The following is a 17,132-nucleotide window of genomic DNA, read 5'->3' as shown; positions in this document are numbered from 1 at the left end:
ATAGGAGCTATCCTAATGGACATCAACGAAGAGTGGGTTACAGGCAGAAGATATTTGTCGGACGAGAGAGAATGATCAACCAAGGAGAGCAGGGTCAGAGAATTTACAGAAAGAAAGGTACGTTATCTTCATCCGTGCGTTCATCTGCATAATTCCCATCACAAGATACGAGACATACAGTATCGTCATCATGGCATCGATCCGTTTTGGATTATTCAGATAGATCCGGTCTGCCATAACCGACCATTTCATTGTCCGGAAAATATTCTCGACAATGTGCTGCTGTTTGTAATGCCGGAGCACTGACCTGTCATCCATCTCCGATTCGTGATGATTTGTCAGGAGAGCGAATGTTTCCTTCTTCTCTCTGAACTTTCTCACGCGTTCCTCGTGCACACGGATCTCCTTCACCCGGACATGGTAGACCGTCCACTCTTCAAGAGGTTTCGTCTCCTCTCCCCTCCGCCCTCGTGGCCATCGTTGTTTTGTCTTGGATTCAATCTCGATTAACGGTTGGACAAGCAGTTTCCGGGACTGTTCATGCAGTTCTTCAATTGCCCTCAGTGCATCAGGTTCACAGGCAAATGGCGTTTTGAACTTCTTCTCCTGGATCAATTCCTCCAACGTAGTCGTATCTTTCTTTATCTGGCTCTGCACCCTCTCATCTGCTGCCGATGTTTCATAGACGACAAGTGTATAGGGCAATCCATAGAGATCAACCTCAAATCTCTGTGAACGGTAGGTTGCCCGTTTATCGTGCGCCTCCTCATCGGTACAACATTGCCCAAGGTCTGTCCACTGATTCCGTTCACGGGCGATCGATCTGTATGTATCGGCAAGTTTCCCTGCGAAATTTGCAGGAGTATGGGATATAAACCGCACTTCAGATCCCTGTCGGTTTAAGACCTCCAGATTGGGACGGTTGAGGAGTTTTGAATCTGCAATATAGGTATGGTTTCTGAACTCTTCCCCGAAGATCTCCTGTAGAACGGTGAGCGCTTCCATATTCCAGACGGAATCTGCATGATTTCCATTCATGGTTCTGCAATACCGGATCAGTCCATTGCCATCTGAGACGACTCCTGTCTGGAAGATCCTGCGATCCTTTCGACCGGTTTTGTTGAGGCCAAAACAGACTGTCGGGCCATGAGCATCTGGTGTTTCATCGAGATCATACTCGCCACAGACCTCATGTGATGTTACGTCACTATGGAGGATCAGTGATTGTGGGATATCATAGGTGGCATAGGCCCGGAGAGAGAGCTGTTGAAAGAAGTTTGAGGGACAGGCATCAGCGAACTTGTCAAGGAACCTTCCGAGACAATCGTCAGTGAACGATGTGGCAGGGATATCTGATCCAAAGATCAGTTCTGTATCGATATCTTCGAGTTGCTGTCTCACATGAACCAGTGCAACCCGCTGCTTGGTGGAGAGAAAGGGCAGTAGAACAAGTGTGAGCGCTCGGTTTCCCGGGCTGATCGAACACTGATGTGGATCCCAGGATACTGTTTCATTTACCAGGTCAACAAACCCGATTTGGTCGAGGATTGACCGAACAACTAAGGCAATGAGTGGGGTTATCTGTGTTGGAGAGGGTGATTCCGGTATACGATCCACCAGATTCCTGATCTCTTTGATCGGATCGGTAACACTCATTTTGGTTTTCGGATAGAGGCGATCCATCTTGGTCTGGCCGTTCTTCTCCCTCTGTTTCGGCATGAAGGATATAGAATGAGCATGAATTTATAGTTAATCATTAAGTTAAAGAATAGTTGTACTAGTTAGTACATAATTAAATGAAATTATAATTAAATATGAATTATTATGGGGGTGCGGATTGTGAATTATAAGAGAAGTAAGCATCTCTTAGGATCTTCCGTGGTTCCTCACGGCGAATGATATACGGCTTGATCAAACCCAGAGAGGTAAGTATCTCTTCTTTCAATCGGTTATAGGGGATCTCATGGGTGCTGCCATGGATCTCCCCGTTCACCCGGTTACACCAGTGAAGGAGTTTCTGGTTCATGTCTGGGAATGAGGTGAACCTGTTGCCAAGGAGAAAGTCTTTCTTCATGAATTTGATGGAGTTTTCGACTTTTCCTTTTGTCTGGGGGTTATAGGGTTTACAGACGCGGGGAATAAACCCGTGGTGGGTGAAGAAATCCTCAAACTTCGCGTTCCAGGTGTGATCCCGTGCCCGAATGGCTCGTTTGATGATGACGGTCTTGATGTTATCGTAGAGGATCTCATCAGGAATTCCTCCGAAGTAGTCAAATGCATTCTTATGGCACTGGATCAGTGTGTACACATCTGTTGAAAGGGTAAACTCCATGTAGCGCATTCGTGAGTATCCCAGGATGGCACTGAAGGCGTAGATCTTTCTCTTTCTGCCATCTACCTCATGGCTCCCGCATTCACCCCAATCTACCTGCATTTGTTTGCCAGGCGGTGTTTCGAAACGGAGGATGGCTGGTGTTATATCCTGAGGGCGAATGGTTCTGATGTAGTCTTTGAGGATGGTGTACCCGCCAGTATATCCCCTCTCCTGAATCTCCCGATGGATTCTCCTGGCAGTGAGAGGATATGCGGTGATTCGCTCTGTGATATAGTCTTTAAAAGGATCAAGCTTACTGTGTTTCCCAGTTCGCTTTTGTTTCTTTGGCAATTCATCAGCTGCAAGATATTTTCGCACGGTTCGACGATTGAACCCGGTTATGCGAGATATATCGCTGTGGTTGTATCCTTGGTTGTGAAGGTCACGGATCATAAAAAATCCCTCCTCTGCGATCACCATTGCTGCTCCCTCTCTGTTGGTACAGAGAGGTTAGCAGGTGAGCACTTTTAGGCCGCCACAAGTGAGCATTTTTACACCGCCATTGACAAAAATCAGAACGACAAATATGATGGAGAGGATGAATAAAGAGTTGAAACGGAGAACAAGGGTTGCAGGGGTATTCCCGAATGACGAGTCCCTCCTTAGACTCATAGGAGCTATCCTAATGGACATCAACGAAGAGTGGGTTACAGGCAGAAGATATTTGTCGGACGAGAGAGAATGATCAACCAAGGAGAGCAGGGTCAGAGAATTTACAGAAAGAAAGGTACGTTATCATTCCCGGATCTGTGAAGGATGTCAAAACACTTCTTCCCTCAATGGATGAGTTGCAACTCGAGGATGCGATCCTCATCGTTGATCGGGGATTTGTCTCAGAGGAGGTGTTGCAGGGGATATTTGAGCGAAATTGTTCTGCTGTTGTTCCACAACGGCGGAATAGCACGTATTTCGAGACGCGGATTCATCTTAAAGAGAAGTTTCTGTACCACAAACGACTGATTCGTGGCGGCAAACGAGAGATGAGAGGGAAGTTCCTTTATTTGTTCGAAGACAAGGACTTGGAACTAGAGGAGTTCAAGACACTCTTTAAGAACGTTAAGAAGGGAGATATTACCGAGAATGAAGCGAAGAGCAGGGAGAAGCTGGCGGGACGCATCCTCTTCGTTTCAAATGTCGATAAACCTCCTCAAGAGATCTATGAACTCTATAAAACCCGTGATCTTGTTGAACGGTTCTTTGATACGCTGAAAAATGAAGTGCAGGCAGATGTGTTGTATCTCGGCGATCGGAGCGCTGTTTGTGGACACTTGTTTGTAGGTTTTCTCTGCCTGTATCTCTATTGCAAGCTCCAGGCAGTTATTAAGAGGGCCGGGTTGACGTCAGAGTATTCTCCGAAAGATGTTCTCCTGATCTTTTCAAAGGTGATGCGGATCTCCTATGACGGATTTGATCAGATCACTGAGGTGCCGAAGAAGGTCCGGGAGCTGGAGAAGAAGTTGAAACTTGATTTATTCCCTAAGTGAGAGCATAGTTTGGGTTCAAATACCCGTGTGAACATGCCGTCTGTAATGCTTATATACTCCGCGATCTCAAAGGAATATCGGAGAATTTCGGCAAGAACTGGAGCGATGTAATGCAGGATCTGCTGATTGAGATCCATACTGCGGTACAGGAGGCCCCTGAATCAGCAGATTCTCTCTCCCAGATCGAGATAGAGGAGTTCCAGAGACGATTTGATGAGATCATCGAGACAGGAATTGCTGAAAATCCTCTTTCCACCGAACCTGTTCCAAGGAAACGTGGGAAGAAGAAAAATACCCGGCCACAGAACCTAATTGAGCGGTGTCAGAAGTACCAGACTGAGATCCTCCGGTTCATGGCAGATTTCAGAGTCCCGTTTACAAACAATCTTGCAGAACGCGACATCAGGATGGTGAAGGTGCAGCAGAAGATCTCGGGCTCGTTCAGGAGTGTTGAGGGAGTGGCGAACTTCTGCCGGGTACGAGGATATATCTCCACTGTGAAGAAGAATGAGGGGTCAGTACTTGCCGCCATCAAAGGAGCATTCAGGAGAGAACCCTTCATGCCCACTGTGGCTTACAGGTATAGCTGACCAGTTACTTTCGATCAAATCCGGTTTCCCGGGAGAGTTCGCTTATGTTGACCCGTCCTGTCACTTGTTGCTGCTCACGAGCACGATCCCTAATCATGAAATAATCCTCCTCGTTGACCATTCGATATCAACCAGATACTGCCTGGTAGTGGCGAAACGAATGGCTTTTCGGTATGCATCCTTCCGGATGATTCAACCAAACTGGGGAATCTTAAACCGACGAAAGTGGGGAGTCTTATCCCGACGCAATTGGGGATTTCTAGACCGACGTTGACATCTGTAAGACGAAGGTGCATCGACCACATCTGAAGACATGGTTGCATCTGCTGGAGGTTGACTTGTGATCGGGTAATCCTTCGCTCTTGCCAGTATGTGCGTGGAATACGAGAGTGGATACTCTGTCCTGAAAACCGAGGTTGAGAGAGGAGAGGGGGGATCAATTCGGATCGGCGCAACGAAATGTGTTGCCACAAGTGCCAGTAGTACTTGAGACGATGGGCAAGAGGTCGCTGGGGACGGCTGATTGTTGATTCGGAGTGAGAAAATTCAACTGGTCAAGGGAGCGGTTTCGCAAAGTGAGTTTTACTGCCGAAGGTAGGCTGTAATAATATTAGGGAATAATACTTTATAGATCTTTTGGTCGTGTGGCCTTGGTTTGATGAAAAGAGTTCTATATGAAGAGATTATGCCCTATATGTGGAAAAGTTCGGGGTTGACAACTCTCAAAATTTTTTCCATACCGATCATCGATTCTCAATATCCCTCACCCCGTCCGTATCCGCATCCGAAACTTAGGCGACCAGCCCTCCAACCGGCACTCATGGCGGATGGTCTCATCCATCTCACCCAGTGAAAAACCAATTCTGAAGAAGTACTGATCATCTACACAATGGTGAGAAACAAGTCCAATCGGAGCGGAACACGTCATATCAACATCCAATATAATTGACTCTTCAGCATCTCCAATTGTCACCATTCCATTCGTCATCCCTATACCCTGAGATGCGGAGACGAGGAAAGATACCGGATCTCCATGATCTATCTCTTTTTTGTTTATATAGAATGTTTTAGGTTCATACCCCCCATTACAACATGAATAATAGAGAGTTTCGGCATCGAATATAGTGGGGTTGAGAGTGATATATCCAAGCCGGAAGGAGCCTTTTGGGATCCGTACATCCCCAAACGTATATTCTAACTCTATAGTTCCATCATACTTTGAGATGGTGACTGCTTTTTCAATCTCCCCTACCGGGGTGGAGATGTTTCCTTCTATTCTGATAGCTGCCTCACTCTCTTCTATCCGGGGAGTCGTCGGAACAAGATCGGTGATCTTTGGTTGCCCTGGAGCATCAATAACCATATGGCCTGAGTAAAAGTCAGCACCAAACCGAATGTCCTCAAAATATCCATGCGGCAATGTGCATATCAACGGCTTATCAGACTGTGACGTATTCCATAAGGCTTCAATTGCAAGACCTCTCTTCAGGTTTAGTTTCAGCCTGATATCACCCGCCTCAATTAGAAGGTGGCGATCGGTCTTGTGAATTCTCCCTGGCTTACTCTGCCCGTACATATCACAACTGTGTTCTCCTGAGCGCTGACCAGATACCCGTTCGTATCCAATCACCTCAAGAGCGCGGGTTAACCGCTCGATATACTTCTGCCATCGTTTCTCGGTGATATGCGTTCTGAAGTCACTGCTCCAGAGGTAACAGAGTTCACGCCAGGTATCATCATCCTGGCAGTCCGACTGAATGTAGTGAGAATAAATTTGATGGCATGCAGTGTTCACATACAGATCATTTCTGCCGGTTACCGCCCACCTGCTGATATTGTATTTCCCCTGTTTCTTGACAGGTATCGGCTCTTCCGGAGACTCCAGATGGAGCATGTTTCCTGCATTTTGAGAGGAAAGTCCTTCCAGGAGCCTGCCAGGCGATATAAAAGTAAACCTTGGATCCTTCTTCAGCGCGGCATAAAGATCATTGACTCGGCCCCACTCGTCATATTCAAGGTCTGCCTCGGTATGATAGCGTCCGGGACGGAAATTAAATACTTCAATATCATTCCCATAGAGGGAAAAGAACCGCATTGGTGCATGATGATGAGTAACAATATATTCAATAAATTCCGATAGCTCCATCTCCCCATGTGCATATCTCTGCAATTTCTGGAAGGGAATGGACATATTCCAAATAAGTGGAATGTTATTCCCGTGCTCATCACAGGCAACTTGAGGATGGTACCGCCACTCTGGATTCCATTCCCGGTGACATCTATAAGGGTTCTCCCATTCCATCACTATCGCATGGTACCCTGCGTCACAATAATGCTGCAGAATTCCTGAGGAGTATGCCTGTTCATTGATGTATGCCAACCCTGGAACAAATCCAAGCAGTTCCTTATAAACGGCATTACCTATCCTGAGATTTGCTGCATTCACTTCTGCCGGAACAATCGGACCGATCAGCTGCGAGTAACCGCTGCCGATGAATTCACAGGGTCCATCTGTGGTGAGGCGGCGCAGCTCCCCAATCCATGCAGGATCAATGGAAGCGATCGACTCCAGGGTATATGCCGGGATTTCGATACCAAAAGGCAGATTATATCGCCGCGCAAGTTTCAACAACGGCCAGTAGCATTTCTCAATGACCTCTGGGCGCTGCTCTTCTTCGATGGACGAGTAGGCAAGGTTGAGGTGGAAGATGGAGTAGAGGTGTAGCGGGTCAACAATGAATTGAAGGGGGGGGTGCGTCATAGAACCACTCTTATTATGAAACATTTCAAGTTGTGAACAATGGTCTTTCTTATCATTTAAGGATCTTATGCATTATGTATCCAGTTGTGTGCAGGATCCTCAGACAATAGTGTCTGACGTTGTTCCCCCGCCAAAACCCATAGATAATAGAGCTGATATCCAGGTCCAGCTACAACAGGATGGTACCCTTTTGGAATTACCACAACATCACCCTGCTTAACAGTATAGGTGTGGTCAAGATCTCCATCTAAAGAATATATCCTCTGAAGTCCAAATCCCTGCTCTGGTTCCAAACGATAATAATAGATCTCTTCGTGTCTGCTCTCATTCGGAGGGTTCGCCATATCATGTTTATGAGGAGGACTACTAGACCATTTTCCGGGCTCATTTATTGTTTCTCCAATAACGGGAACTCCAGCAGGGAAATCAACAGGGATGATATCCTGGACTGTTCTACACCAACTTTTTTTACCGACAATGCGTGTTTTTACATTTTCAGGTTTAATAACGATGGTATTGTCAGCAACCATTCTGTCCTTTGGATCGGTGCGAATAACAGCCATCTCACTATCCTGCATTGCAAAAAGGGATGCACTTCTTGTTGGAGGGATATAAAGTGCAGAGGCTCTTTCGGAAAAGACAGAGGTTCTTGATAACTCAACTGTTTGAGTCCCAGAATGTGTGATTCTGATCGTCCCGGAGAGAAGAACTATGATACATTCATTTCTGTCCTCCTTGATTCGAAATTCCTGATACTGACGAATTTTGGAGACTCCAAACCTAATATAAGTAAGGGGTGCATTATCGGGAGAAACAATATCTATAATATCGTGTTCGGCAGTCATACCATGGTAGAGTAAATCATTTCCCATTAAATCACCGCAAACTGATTATAGCCCTATGAAAGGACTCTTCAAACACCTGAAGTCCTTCAGCAACCTGAAGATCGTTTATAATCAATGGCGGGCAGATCTTAATTGTTGCACCTCCATATCCAACAGGAGCAAAGAGTAACAGGCCTTGATAAAAGCATTCTTGGACTATCTGAAACGCAAGGTCTGCATAAGGTTCTTTAGTCTCGTCATGGATGATATCGATACCATATACCATGCCTCGACCACGCACTTCACCAATAAATAAAGAATATTTATCGCATATGTGTTTCAGTCCGGTAAAGAGGAATCTACCGATCTCATCGGCTTTTTCAACCAGATTCTCCCGAATCAATATATCAATATTTGCTATGGCAGCAGCACAACTTACAGGATTACCCCCGTGCGTACTTGTCATGTCCCCTGGTCCATATTGATCTAATATATCTGATCGTCCAAGTATAGCTGCCAATGGGAGTGAACTGGAGATTCCTTTCCCAAGACAGACCATATCCGGGATAACACCATAATGTTCAAAAGCAAATAACTTTCCTGTTCTGCCAAAACCTGATTGCACTTCATCGAAGACCAGAAGAATATCGTGGTTATCACAAAAGTCTCTTAGCTTTCTGACATATTCTTCAGGTGCAAAACTCGCACCACCACCCTGATAACTTTCCATCATCACCCCGGCTATCTGTTTGGGAGTGATGTTCATTTCAGCAAGTGTCTTCTCAAATACATGAAAACTCCGTTCTTTACAATGATATCCATCAGGAAAAGGAACCTGTATGAAATCCGTATTTATTGTTCCAATCCATTTTTTAGCCTGAGGTGCACCACCAGCCATTTGTGCACCCATAGTTCTGCCATGGAATGCATTTATGAAGGTGACAATTATTTTTTTGTTGGGATCAATCGACTGGCCATAGGTTTTACACAACTTGATTGCACATTCGGTTGTTTCTGATCCGGTAGTAAGGAGAAATATTTTGTTCAGTGTTGATGGTGCAAGATCTACAATTTTTTTCGCAAGAATAGCACCAGTTGCAGAAGGAAAGCAGTATGAGAACATATTTCCCCGTTCGATCTCGTTAACCGCAGCCTGCTGAATCTGAGGGTGAGAATGACCCACATTTGCGACTAAGACTCCCGAAGAAAAATCAAGCCATTTATTTCCATAGGGATCGAATACATGGACTCCTTGAGCGTGATCCCACAGGATTGGAGGTTGGCAATCGACAGCAATAGGTTGGAATTTTGCAATTTGATCGAGATATGCTAATGAATCTGGCACAGGTAATTTTCCTTGAATCACCCTGTTTTCTGTTTGTATTGACTGAATCTCTCTTGGTTTTTTTGAAAATTGTCTACCCATTGTTATCACCAGGTATTGTTTCAATTTTAATCAAAGATACTGCTTTTTCCGCAATCTCAATAGCTTTTTCACGGGTTTCGGCAGACGCCATAACAGAAGCCACCCTCTCTCCCATGGATTTTGCTGGCTGAATATCTGTACCAATTGCAATGTCACGCCATCGGGGTTCAAATTTTACAAAGTGAACCCCGGGAAGTGATCTGGCTTCCTCAATACCTTTGATTGAGCAGACTCGTCCAGGCTTTGGCCAGACATACCGTAAAGCAACCCCTTGATTATATTTTGGAGTGAGTTTCTCTCTCTCAATCGGGTAACCCATGGACATATCCATTACAATTTCTAGTAAATTAATGCCATTATGCAAAGGAATGGTTTCATAGCAGAAATAATCGCCCGAGAGACGGGCCGCCATCTCAAGGATACGGATTCCTTTTGTATCATCAATCAGAATATCTCCTTTGACCGGACCCCAGGTGATTCCAAGTGCATGAACCGCTTTTGTTGCTGCTTCTTCGACAGCACGAACGATGTCGGGATCGAGTGAAGTCGGCATGGTATCACCATCCTCTAAAAAGTATGGAGGATAAATCTCTTTTTTATCATAGTTGCGATCAGATAATCCGGCCCAGATTACGTTTCCATTAAGAACAACGCCTTCAATACTATGTTCTGTTCCTGTCAGGAATTCTTCAATTAATATTTCAGTGATTGTAGATATTGTTCGTATTTCAACAACAGCATCTTCCATCTGTTTAGAATTCTCAACTTTCTGCACTCCTCGTGAACCCGCGCTATCAGCAGGCTTTACAACAACAGGATATCCTAGTTCTTCCGACTTTTTACATGCATCGTGTGCATCATGTGCTATTGCAAATCTTGGTGACAGGATACCATGTTTTTTAAATAATAACTGTCGTTTTACCTTGTTGGTTGCATTTTCTGCAGCCACGGGGGGTAGACCGGGCAGTCCAAGAGCGTCAGCCACCGCAGCGACGGTCATGGCAGACTCGGACGCCATGGTCATGACACCTGATATGGGGTGCTTCATAGCTGAATGTCGTGCAAACTCAACGGTCGCTGCTACGTCTCGCGTACTGACGATGCCGAATTCATCGGCCAGGGCAAAACCCTCTGCGTCCGGATCCATATCCGTAGCCACCACACGATACCCGCGCTCCCTGGCCATACGGATGGCAGGGAGTTGATTTGGACCTGCGCCAATGATAAGAATACTGCTCATCATAGTTGGGAAAGATATATAGGGTTTTTGCTGATCATTATATCGCACCCTAATCATGGTCATTCAGCAATCCGATTTACTTACCTTTTCTAAAATCCATTGTTTTCTTGGATTTTTCAATGTTTTAGATTCTAACAAGTCAATTGCAATCTGTGAGTATCGACCTGCCTGTTGCCTTATACTTTCTTCGAAAGGGATCGTCCATTTCCAAGAATAAATGACATAAGCTTACCTCCTCAAACAATAAATTTTATTTTAGCAGATGCCTCATCAAGTATGTTCACAAGTTCTTCTCTATTTGTGGCTTTTGCCCAGATAAAACCGCACAACGCCGTATTGTCCTTTGGATCTTTCAACATATCGCCAATCTTTTTCGAAATTAAGATATTGGTCACACCCTGCACTTTCAAAGATTCCTCAATACCCTCAACACCTTTCAATTGCCCACTTTGGATTGGAAACAGACTTCTCCACCCAGCATGTTGCCCCCTTTTCATTGTTAGAGTAAAAGGTTTCTTTGCCAAGTAAGCAAACCAAGCTTCAACCGGGTTAACTCCTACAGCATTAGGGGTGACCCACTGGGTGAAGACATCACCATGAAAACGAGGAGTAACCTCGAGAATAACAGGGCCATGATCTGTGACAATAAAATCACCCTTTACGGGTCCTTCAACAATCCCCAACGTTCTTGCAGCGGATTCGAGTATAGCATAGACCTCACTTTCCTGTAGTTCAGTTAGTAAAGATGGTTGTATCCCCATCAGTGAATAATGTAATGGCGGTTCGGAAAAAAACCTCTCGAAGATTCCACAGGGGTGAAAGACCCCCTCAATAAACAAACCATTTACATCACAATGATGGCCTTGTACTAACTGTTCTATCATTATCGTCCGAGCCAGAGATGACGTTTCACTGTATGCTTGGTCTAACTCTGATTGATCAGATGCAGAACGAACTCCTTGGCTTCCACAACTATCAACAGGTTTTAAAATCAGGGGGAAACCAATTTGTTTAACCGATGTTAGCATCTCATCGAGACTATGTACTTCGTCGCCAATAGGTACGGGAAGATCAAACTTTTTCCAAACTTTTTTTGCTTTTATCTTATTTAGAGAAATTGAAACAACTTCCTCCGATACACCTGGAAGATCAAAAATATCCGAGATTTTTGCAACTGCAGGCAAACCAAAATCGCTACTTGCATAGACCCCAATTAACTCATAATCATTAGAGAGAGTATGAGCAAGATTCACAAGTGAGTCAATGTCAGTTCCATCAATCTGTTCATAGCGATCAGAATACTGAATGCCGGGTGCATTTTTATTTTTATCCGTGACTGCAAGGTATAACCCGAGATGCTTTGCATATTTAATAGCAGGAGTTTGCATGGCTCCCGCACCAATGTGAATAAGTGCTTTTTGTCGTTGCACGGTAATCCCCTCATAATAAAGAATCTAATACTTTTGATAATTCTTCTCTTGAATTACGTTGAATTAAGGTACATCCTCTCTCCGAAATAAGACCATCCTCCCTCCCATAAATTATAGCTGCAGGAGTGAAATCATTTTTAAAGACTTTCGGCTCATCTCCGGTTAAAACCCTGATAAAGAACGATACAATATCAAAGTCTGTGCTGGCCGGAATTAACTGATCCAAAACTAAATCTCCTCCTAAATCCAGATGTATCTCTATGAGCCTAGGATTATCCTTGAAATTACATCGACATGACATTATAAATATTGTTGTGCCAAGGTTGAAGGTTGTGACTACATCTGCAGCAAGAGCATGGATCTTTAATTCCTCGTTTTGATTTGTAAATATTGAGGGGACAGCGAAACCAACTCCAACAATTTCTCCGCTTTGATCTCTAGTATTTATTTCATCAAGAAGGGTTATAGGATAAACTACACCATCTCTAACCACAGATATTAACGAAACGTCACGACCCTCGATATACTCCTCAATGTTAACGAAACCGGTCACTGAAATTTTTTTTGCTTTCTTAAAAGCTTGTTCAAGTTCCTTTTCTCTTTCAACATGAGTAACTCCACATTTCCCTACGGTTGACAAAGCAGGCTTTACAATACACGGATACCGCACTGTATATTGATTCAATTCTTTGAATGAATTAACTGCTATGCAATGCGGAGCTGAAATATTGTTTTTATTGCAAAAAGATATCAATTGGGATTTATCGATGATTTTTTTTACTGCTTGGGTAGCAACGCCAGGAAGGTGAAATGCAGAGCAGATATCTGCACAGGTTACAACAGGAACGCCAGATGAACGATTTATCACACCCCTTAGATCGTATACGGTCATAAGGTCTTTTATTCGCTCAATAATCGGTTGTGACTCATACGTACTCAAATAAACCTTCTCATCACATAGAGTGAAACCAGGAGCATTTCTATCCCTATCAACCCCTATGACAGCAAAACCCATAGATTTCGCTTTTTTTATGACAAGAACCTGACTTTTACCTGCGCCAATAACAATAACTGCTTTCCTCATCAAATATCTCCAGCTATTCTTGTTTATCCTCTTGAAAGCAATACAACATTAACTAGAATTTTTCAATAAAAGTATTGCATTATTATCTCTTTCTCCCAAATATAACAACTTCCCGGCCAAGACCCACACATGCTATTTTTTCATACAGTTCACTCTTTACTTTACTCATACCCCCACGATATAGATTCATCTCAAACTGTTTACGCCTCGCATGACAGATTCGTCCTATTCCATCATCCCCAATGTAGTTATCACCCATTAGCAGGAACATATCAATCGGGAATGTTGCCTCCGTATGTACAACCTCAAATCCACATCTCTGGATCAATTTCGAAAGTGATTCAAAATCAAAATAATTAATATGATGTGGTGGCGCAACCCACCAAGGCTTAAATCCCATCTGGTCACGTAAAACAAGTTGAAATGGATTAAAATCATTCGGAACCGATATGCATACAAGTCCGCCCTCATCGAGCTGGTCATACACCAAAGACAGGATTGAAGCTGGTTCAGGGATATGTTCAAGCACATCACTCATATTAACTGCATCAAACCTACCAAATAGTGCTGCACTCTCTTCTGAAAAGAAGTCATTGATAACATCAAGTCCCAACCCATAACTGTGCTCTGCTGCCTGCACTGATGGTTCAATCCCCTTTACCTGCCACCCTCTATTTTTCCCATGGAGAAGAAAGAATCCGGGACCGGAGCCAACATCAAGCATCCGGCGCCGATCTTCACTTAAGAAATTTTCCAGAACTTCGTATCTCTCTGCATATACGAGGTTCCACCAGTCAAGATCTTCCCGATGTCTCTCTAGATAAAGTGGTTTTTCGCGCGTGTAGTATTCATGCTGATAAGCTTCTTCCAGTTCCTTTGTGCTAGGTATTGGGATGATATGCTTGAAACCGCACCGTTCACACTCAATTACATCAAAACCTTTGGCTGACTCCACTCTGTAACCAGAGTGCTGATTCCACTGTAGTTTAGCAGGCATTTTTTCACTCTCTTCATTATAAATTAGTTTAGAATTTTAGCTATATAGTTTCTAGCAAATGTAAAAAGCAATACTATCTATGGCTATCTAATTAACATATTATCAATTAATGGTGTGATAACATCATTCCTCTGCCCAATTATTCTTCCGGCATCGGACATTCTTTTCCTTTCCTCCAAATTCTCCATCAGTTTGATAAACGTGTTCGCGACCATATCCGGCGTGACGTCAGGGCTAGAACCTATATATCGTGCCGCACCATAGCGTTTCGAATACGCTTCAGCTACATGACCATTAAACTCGTTATTCGCTATAATACATGTTGGAAGGCCCGAATATCCCATCTCATATGTTGTCAGCCCCAATGATGAAAACCCAATATCTGCCTGACTCATCCTTTCCGGCATATCCGATACATTATAACTAATCTTACCCTGTAAATTGCTGGTATTAAATTCTCTTTCAACCTCGTTACGGTGAGGGCATGCTGCTCCAAGGATGACGTCTACGTAACCCCGAAACGCAGCAATGGACAGTCCCTTTATTACCAGTGAGGTGAGATTTGATGCATCACCCCCCCCCATACTGATAAGTACCCTTTCAACCTGCTGTTTAATTACCCTTTCAGATTCCGAACGTGTAAATCCGGGAATGAAATACTCCAAACCATCATAACAGTGTGGCAGATCCTGAGGAGTATATCCTTCATAATCCGGATGCGGGAGGGAATTTATCAAAAGATCACCAAGATAACAACTTGGAGGAAGGGGATTGTCCATAAAGATCAGGCAAATTTCTGCCTCTTTCAACAAACCAAAGAATGGGGCATATCGTTCTAAGTCTGTCTTTGAAAAGTTAAGTACAACCCCATCCCAGTCAGACTCATGAACTTTTTCTATTATCCGTCTGATATCGCTTTCAGGCGAAATATCGATGGGTAATACCTCTACGGGGATGTTCGTTTGTTTCACCAGAGATAATGCTGCAGGATCTCTGCGTACAACAAATTCCGCTCCGATATTCAGTCCTCTCCGAAGCAATTCGGCAAGACGAAGAGAGCCAACGATATGGCCAAGACCAATATCTGTATTACCATCACAGCGAAAACCCAATCTGGCCCTTTCGTGTTTTGTACTTTTTCTTCCGGCATACGTATTGAGAGCGACAATATCCGGACGTTGATCCAGAAGAGTTATGATCTCCGATATTTTGACATTATGAATTTCTTTTGGCAATAATGGCAGTAACGCTTCAAAGAATTGGATATCTTCTACTGTATCGACAGTTAACCGGATATCATTCCTGCGCAGATATGGTTCGCTTTCGATATAACATACCTTGTATCGTGAGGGATGCTTGTACATCAAGCTGGTGACGTGCTCACTTCCCTGAGAGGTGAGATAAGGATCTTCAGCAAGCCTGCTGAGAGCGCTGGCTGAAATAGTCTCAAGGCCCTTATCGACGTACTCGTGCCCTGCCTGATAGTTTACAACGTCTGCACCAGCTGAACGGAGAGCGTCGATCATCTTACCCATAGCATCAAGATTTATGAATGGGCAATCGCCGGTAACCCGCACAACACTCGTTGCCCCGGTCTTTTCGATGGCCAATATGAATCTCGACAGGACATCTTCTTCGGAACCCCTGATGATAATTACCTGTGGCCATACCTCCGATACATGCTTCACAAGAGGATCATTCTCTGGATTAACCGATGTGGCTAATATGATCTGATCCAGTAATCCTCCCGGTTTGGTGGCTTTTGTCAAGCGGCAGAACACGTAATCGATAAGTGGCGTTCCGGATATTTTTTTCAGCATCTTTCCGGGAAGGCGGGACGACCCCATTCGAGCCTGCACAACTGCAATTGTCGTTGACATCTTATTTCCTAATTTTGTCTTCAATCTCACTGATTTTTTCTTCTAAAAATTTAACTTTATTTTTTAATTTGGCAATTTCGATTTGAGGATTATAACCTAATTTCATACCCCTTTTTAATAATTTTGACGCCTCTTTTATTTCTTCCTCCCCTTCAATAGCAATTCTTTCAACAATTAAACAGGTATCCCCGGTTTTTATCCAGACAGAACCGTCTCCAAGTACTCTTACAACCTGTCCGGGAGTGCAATGATAGGGAGGGCAATCAGCCGCTTTTGCAGATACGATAATAATTTTTTGAGAGTCGAGATACGTAAATGCTCCAGGATATTTGGGCAGGGGGAGTGCCCGAACTAACCCTTCAATACGCGAGGTGGAATTCCCCCAATTAATAATTCCATCAATTGGCACTCTTTGGGGGACATAAGTGGCACATTTGTGATCTTGTTCATATCCGGTGAAATGACCATTTTGTAAGTAATCCTCAAGAACAGCAATAACACTGGATGCTTGCATTTGTGCAAGTTTTACATGGATTTCATTGATAGTTAAATCAGGTGTAATTCTCATTGAGTCCTGAGTGAGAATAGCTCCTGTATCAAATTCATTTCCCATCAAATGCACAGACAAACCAATATTTTCATCTCCGTTAATAAGTGCCCATGCAGTTGGATGAACACCCCGCCATCTGGGCAATAAACTCCAGTGAGTATTAATACAGGGAAACATATCGAGATAACAACTTGGCACGATCTTTGGATAATTCGCTGCAATAAGAATATTTGGGGAGTAATTAACTATTTCATTTATATTATAGGTCCAAGGAATGTTGAATTCTAGAATACAATCAAGCAACTCGTTATTTTTATACCCAGACTCCTCAGGCAACACCGCTATGCAAATCCAGCCTTTTTTCGCCAATGCTCGAAATGTAGGTACAGCAGGATGATAAGTTCCTAGAAATGCTATTCTCAGTTTATTATTGTCGTTGCCATTTGTCATCTGATCATCCTATTAACACGCCTTTTCATTGTCGAAGAAATA

The 17,132-nt window shown here is 43.8% G+C and carries 12 protein-coding genes and 2 pseudogenes; 3 read left to right on the top strand and 11 right to left on the bottom strand.

All coding sequences use genetic code 11. The annotated features are described in order from the left end of the window. Positions 1 to 75 precede the first annotated feature (75 nt). Both FTO68_RS04295 and istA read right to left on the bottom strand, forming a co-directional pair. Positions 76 to 1,719: an IS1634 family transposase gene (locus FTO68_RS04295; protein ID WP_255332146.1), complete on the bottom strand. Its 1,644-nt coding sequence runs from the start codon at positions 1,717 to 1,719 to the stop codon at positions 76 to 78. Between the two features lie 103 nt (positions 1,720 to 1,822). Further along, complete coding sequence (istA, locus tag FTO68_RS04290) at positions 1,823 to 2,767, bottom strand: IS21 family transposase (RefSeq protein ID WP_255332145.1); 945 nt, start codon at positions 2,765 to 2,767, stop codon at positions 1,823 to 1,825. A gap of 115 nt (positions 2,768 to 2,882) precedes the next feature. Here istA and FTO68_RS04285 point away from each other — a divergent pair. From FTO68_RS04285 to FTO68_RS04275, 3 genes and pseudogenes are all read left to right on the top strand, one after another. After that, positions 2,883 to 3,059, top strand: a pseudogene (locus FTO68_RS04285) (transposase); the annotation flags it as partial. Beyond that, positions 3,037 to 3,858, top strand: a complete 822-nt coding sequence (locus FTO68_RS04280; RefSeq protein WP_368659868.1) for a transposase — start codon at positions 3,037 to 3,039, stop codon at positions 3,856 to 3,858. The pseudogene FTO68_RS04285 and the gene FTO68_RS04280, both read left to right, overlap by 23 nt. A 35-nt stretch (positions 3,859 to 3,893) precedes the next feature. Beyond that, positions 3,894 to 4,448 (top strand): annotated as a pseudogene (locus FTO68_RS04275) (IS66 family transposase); the annotation flags it as partial. Between the two features lie 763 nt (positions 4,449 to 5,211). Here FTO68_RS04275 and FTO68_RS04270 read toward each other — a convergent pair. From FTO68_RS04270 to FTO68_RS04230, 9 genes are all read right to left on the bottom strand, one after another. Next, positions 5,212 to 7,209 carry a polysaccharide deacetylase family protein gene (locus tag FTO68_RS04270; protein ID WP_255332144.1) on the bottom strand — a complete coding sequence of 666 codons (1,998 nt, stop codon included), beginning with the start codon at positions 7,207 to 7,209 and terminating at the stop codon, positions 5,212 to 5,214. A 65-nt stretch (positions 7,210 to 7,274) separates the two neighbouring features. Beyond that, positions 7,275 to 8,054 (bottom strand): 5-deoxy-glucuronate isomerase, encoded by a 780-nt coding sequence (iolB, locus tag FTO68_RS04265; RefSeq protein WP_255332143.1) that lies wholly within the window; start codon positions 8,052 to 8,054, stop codon positions 7,275 to 7,277. Between the two features lie 31 nt (positions 8,055 to 8,085). Then, positions 8,086 to 9,459, bottom strand: a complete 1,374-nt coding sequence (locus tag FTO68_RS04260) for an aspartate aminotransferase family protein (RefSeq protein WP_255332142.1) — start codon at positions 9,457 to 9,459, stop codon at positions 8,086 to 8,088. Further along, a complete protein-coding gene (locus FTO68_RS04255; protein WP_255332141.1) occupies positions 9,452 to 10,702 on the bottom strand; it encodes an ATP-grasp domain-containing protein in 1,251 nt (416 codons plus the stop codon). Before FTO68_RS04255 ends, FTO68_RS04260 begins: the two co-directional genes overlap by 8 nt. A gap of 233 nt (positions 10,703 to 10,935) precedes the next feature. Further along, on the bottom strand, positions 10,936 to 12,129 hold the full coding sequence (locus FTO68_RS04250; RefSeq protein ID WP_255332140.1) for an ATP-grasp domain-containing protein: 1,194 nt from the start codon (positions 12,127 to 12,129) through the stop codon (positions 10,936 to 10,938). A 10-nt stretch (positions 12,130 to 12,139) separates the two neighbouring features. Continuing rightward, on the bottom strand, positions 12,140 to 13,213 hold the full coding sequence (locus FTO68_RS04245; RefSeq protein ID WP_255332139.1) for an ATP-grasp domain-containing protein: 1,074 nt from the start codon (positions 13,211 to 13,213) through the stop codon (positions 12,140 to 12,142). 82 nt (positions 13,214 to 13,295) lie between these two features. Further along, positions 13,296 to 14,210, bottom strand: a complete 915-nt coding sequence (locus FTO68_RS04240) for a class I SAM-dependent methyltransferase (protein ID WP_255332138.1) — start codon at positions 14,208 to 14,210, stop codon at positions 13,296 to 13,298. Positions 14,211 to 14,293: 83 nt separating this feature from the next. Next, positions 14,294 to 16,114: a cytidylyltransferase domain-containing protein gene (locus tag FTO68_RS04235; protein WP_255332137.1), complete on the bottom strand. Its 1,821-nt coding sequence runs from the start codon at positions 16,112 to 16,114 to the stop codon at positions 14,294 to 14,296. Then, positions 16,092 to 17,090 carry a methionyl-tRNA formyltransferase gene (locus FTO68_RS04230; protein ID WP_255332136.1) on the bottom strand — a complete coding sequence of 333 codons (999 nt, stop codon included), beginning with the start codon at positions 17,088 to 17,090 and terminating at the stop codon, positions 16,092 to 16,094. The genes FTO68_RS04235 and FTO68_RS04230 overlap by 23 nt, the downstream gene beginning before the upstream one ends. Positions 17,091 to 17,132 lie beyond the last annotated feature (42 nt).

This window comes from Methanocalculus taiwanensis (genome assembly GCF_024372745.1).
GTDB classification, from domain to species: Archaea; Halobacteriota; Methanomicrobia; order Methanomicrobiales; family Methanocorpusculaceae; genus Methanocalculus; species Methanocalculus taiwanensis.
This window is presented reverse-complemented; position numbering and strand designations above follow the sequence as displayed.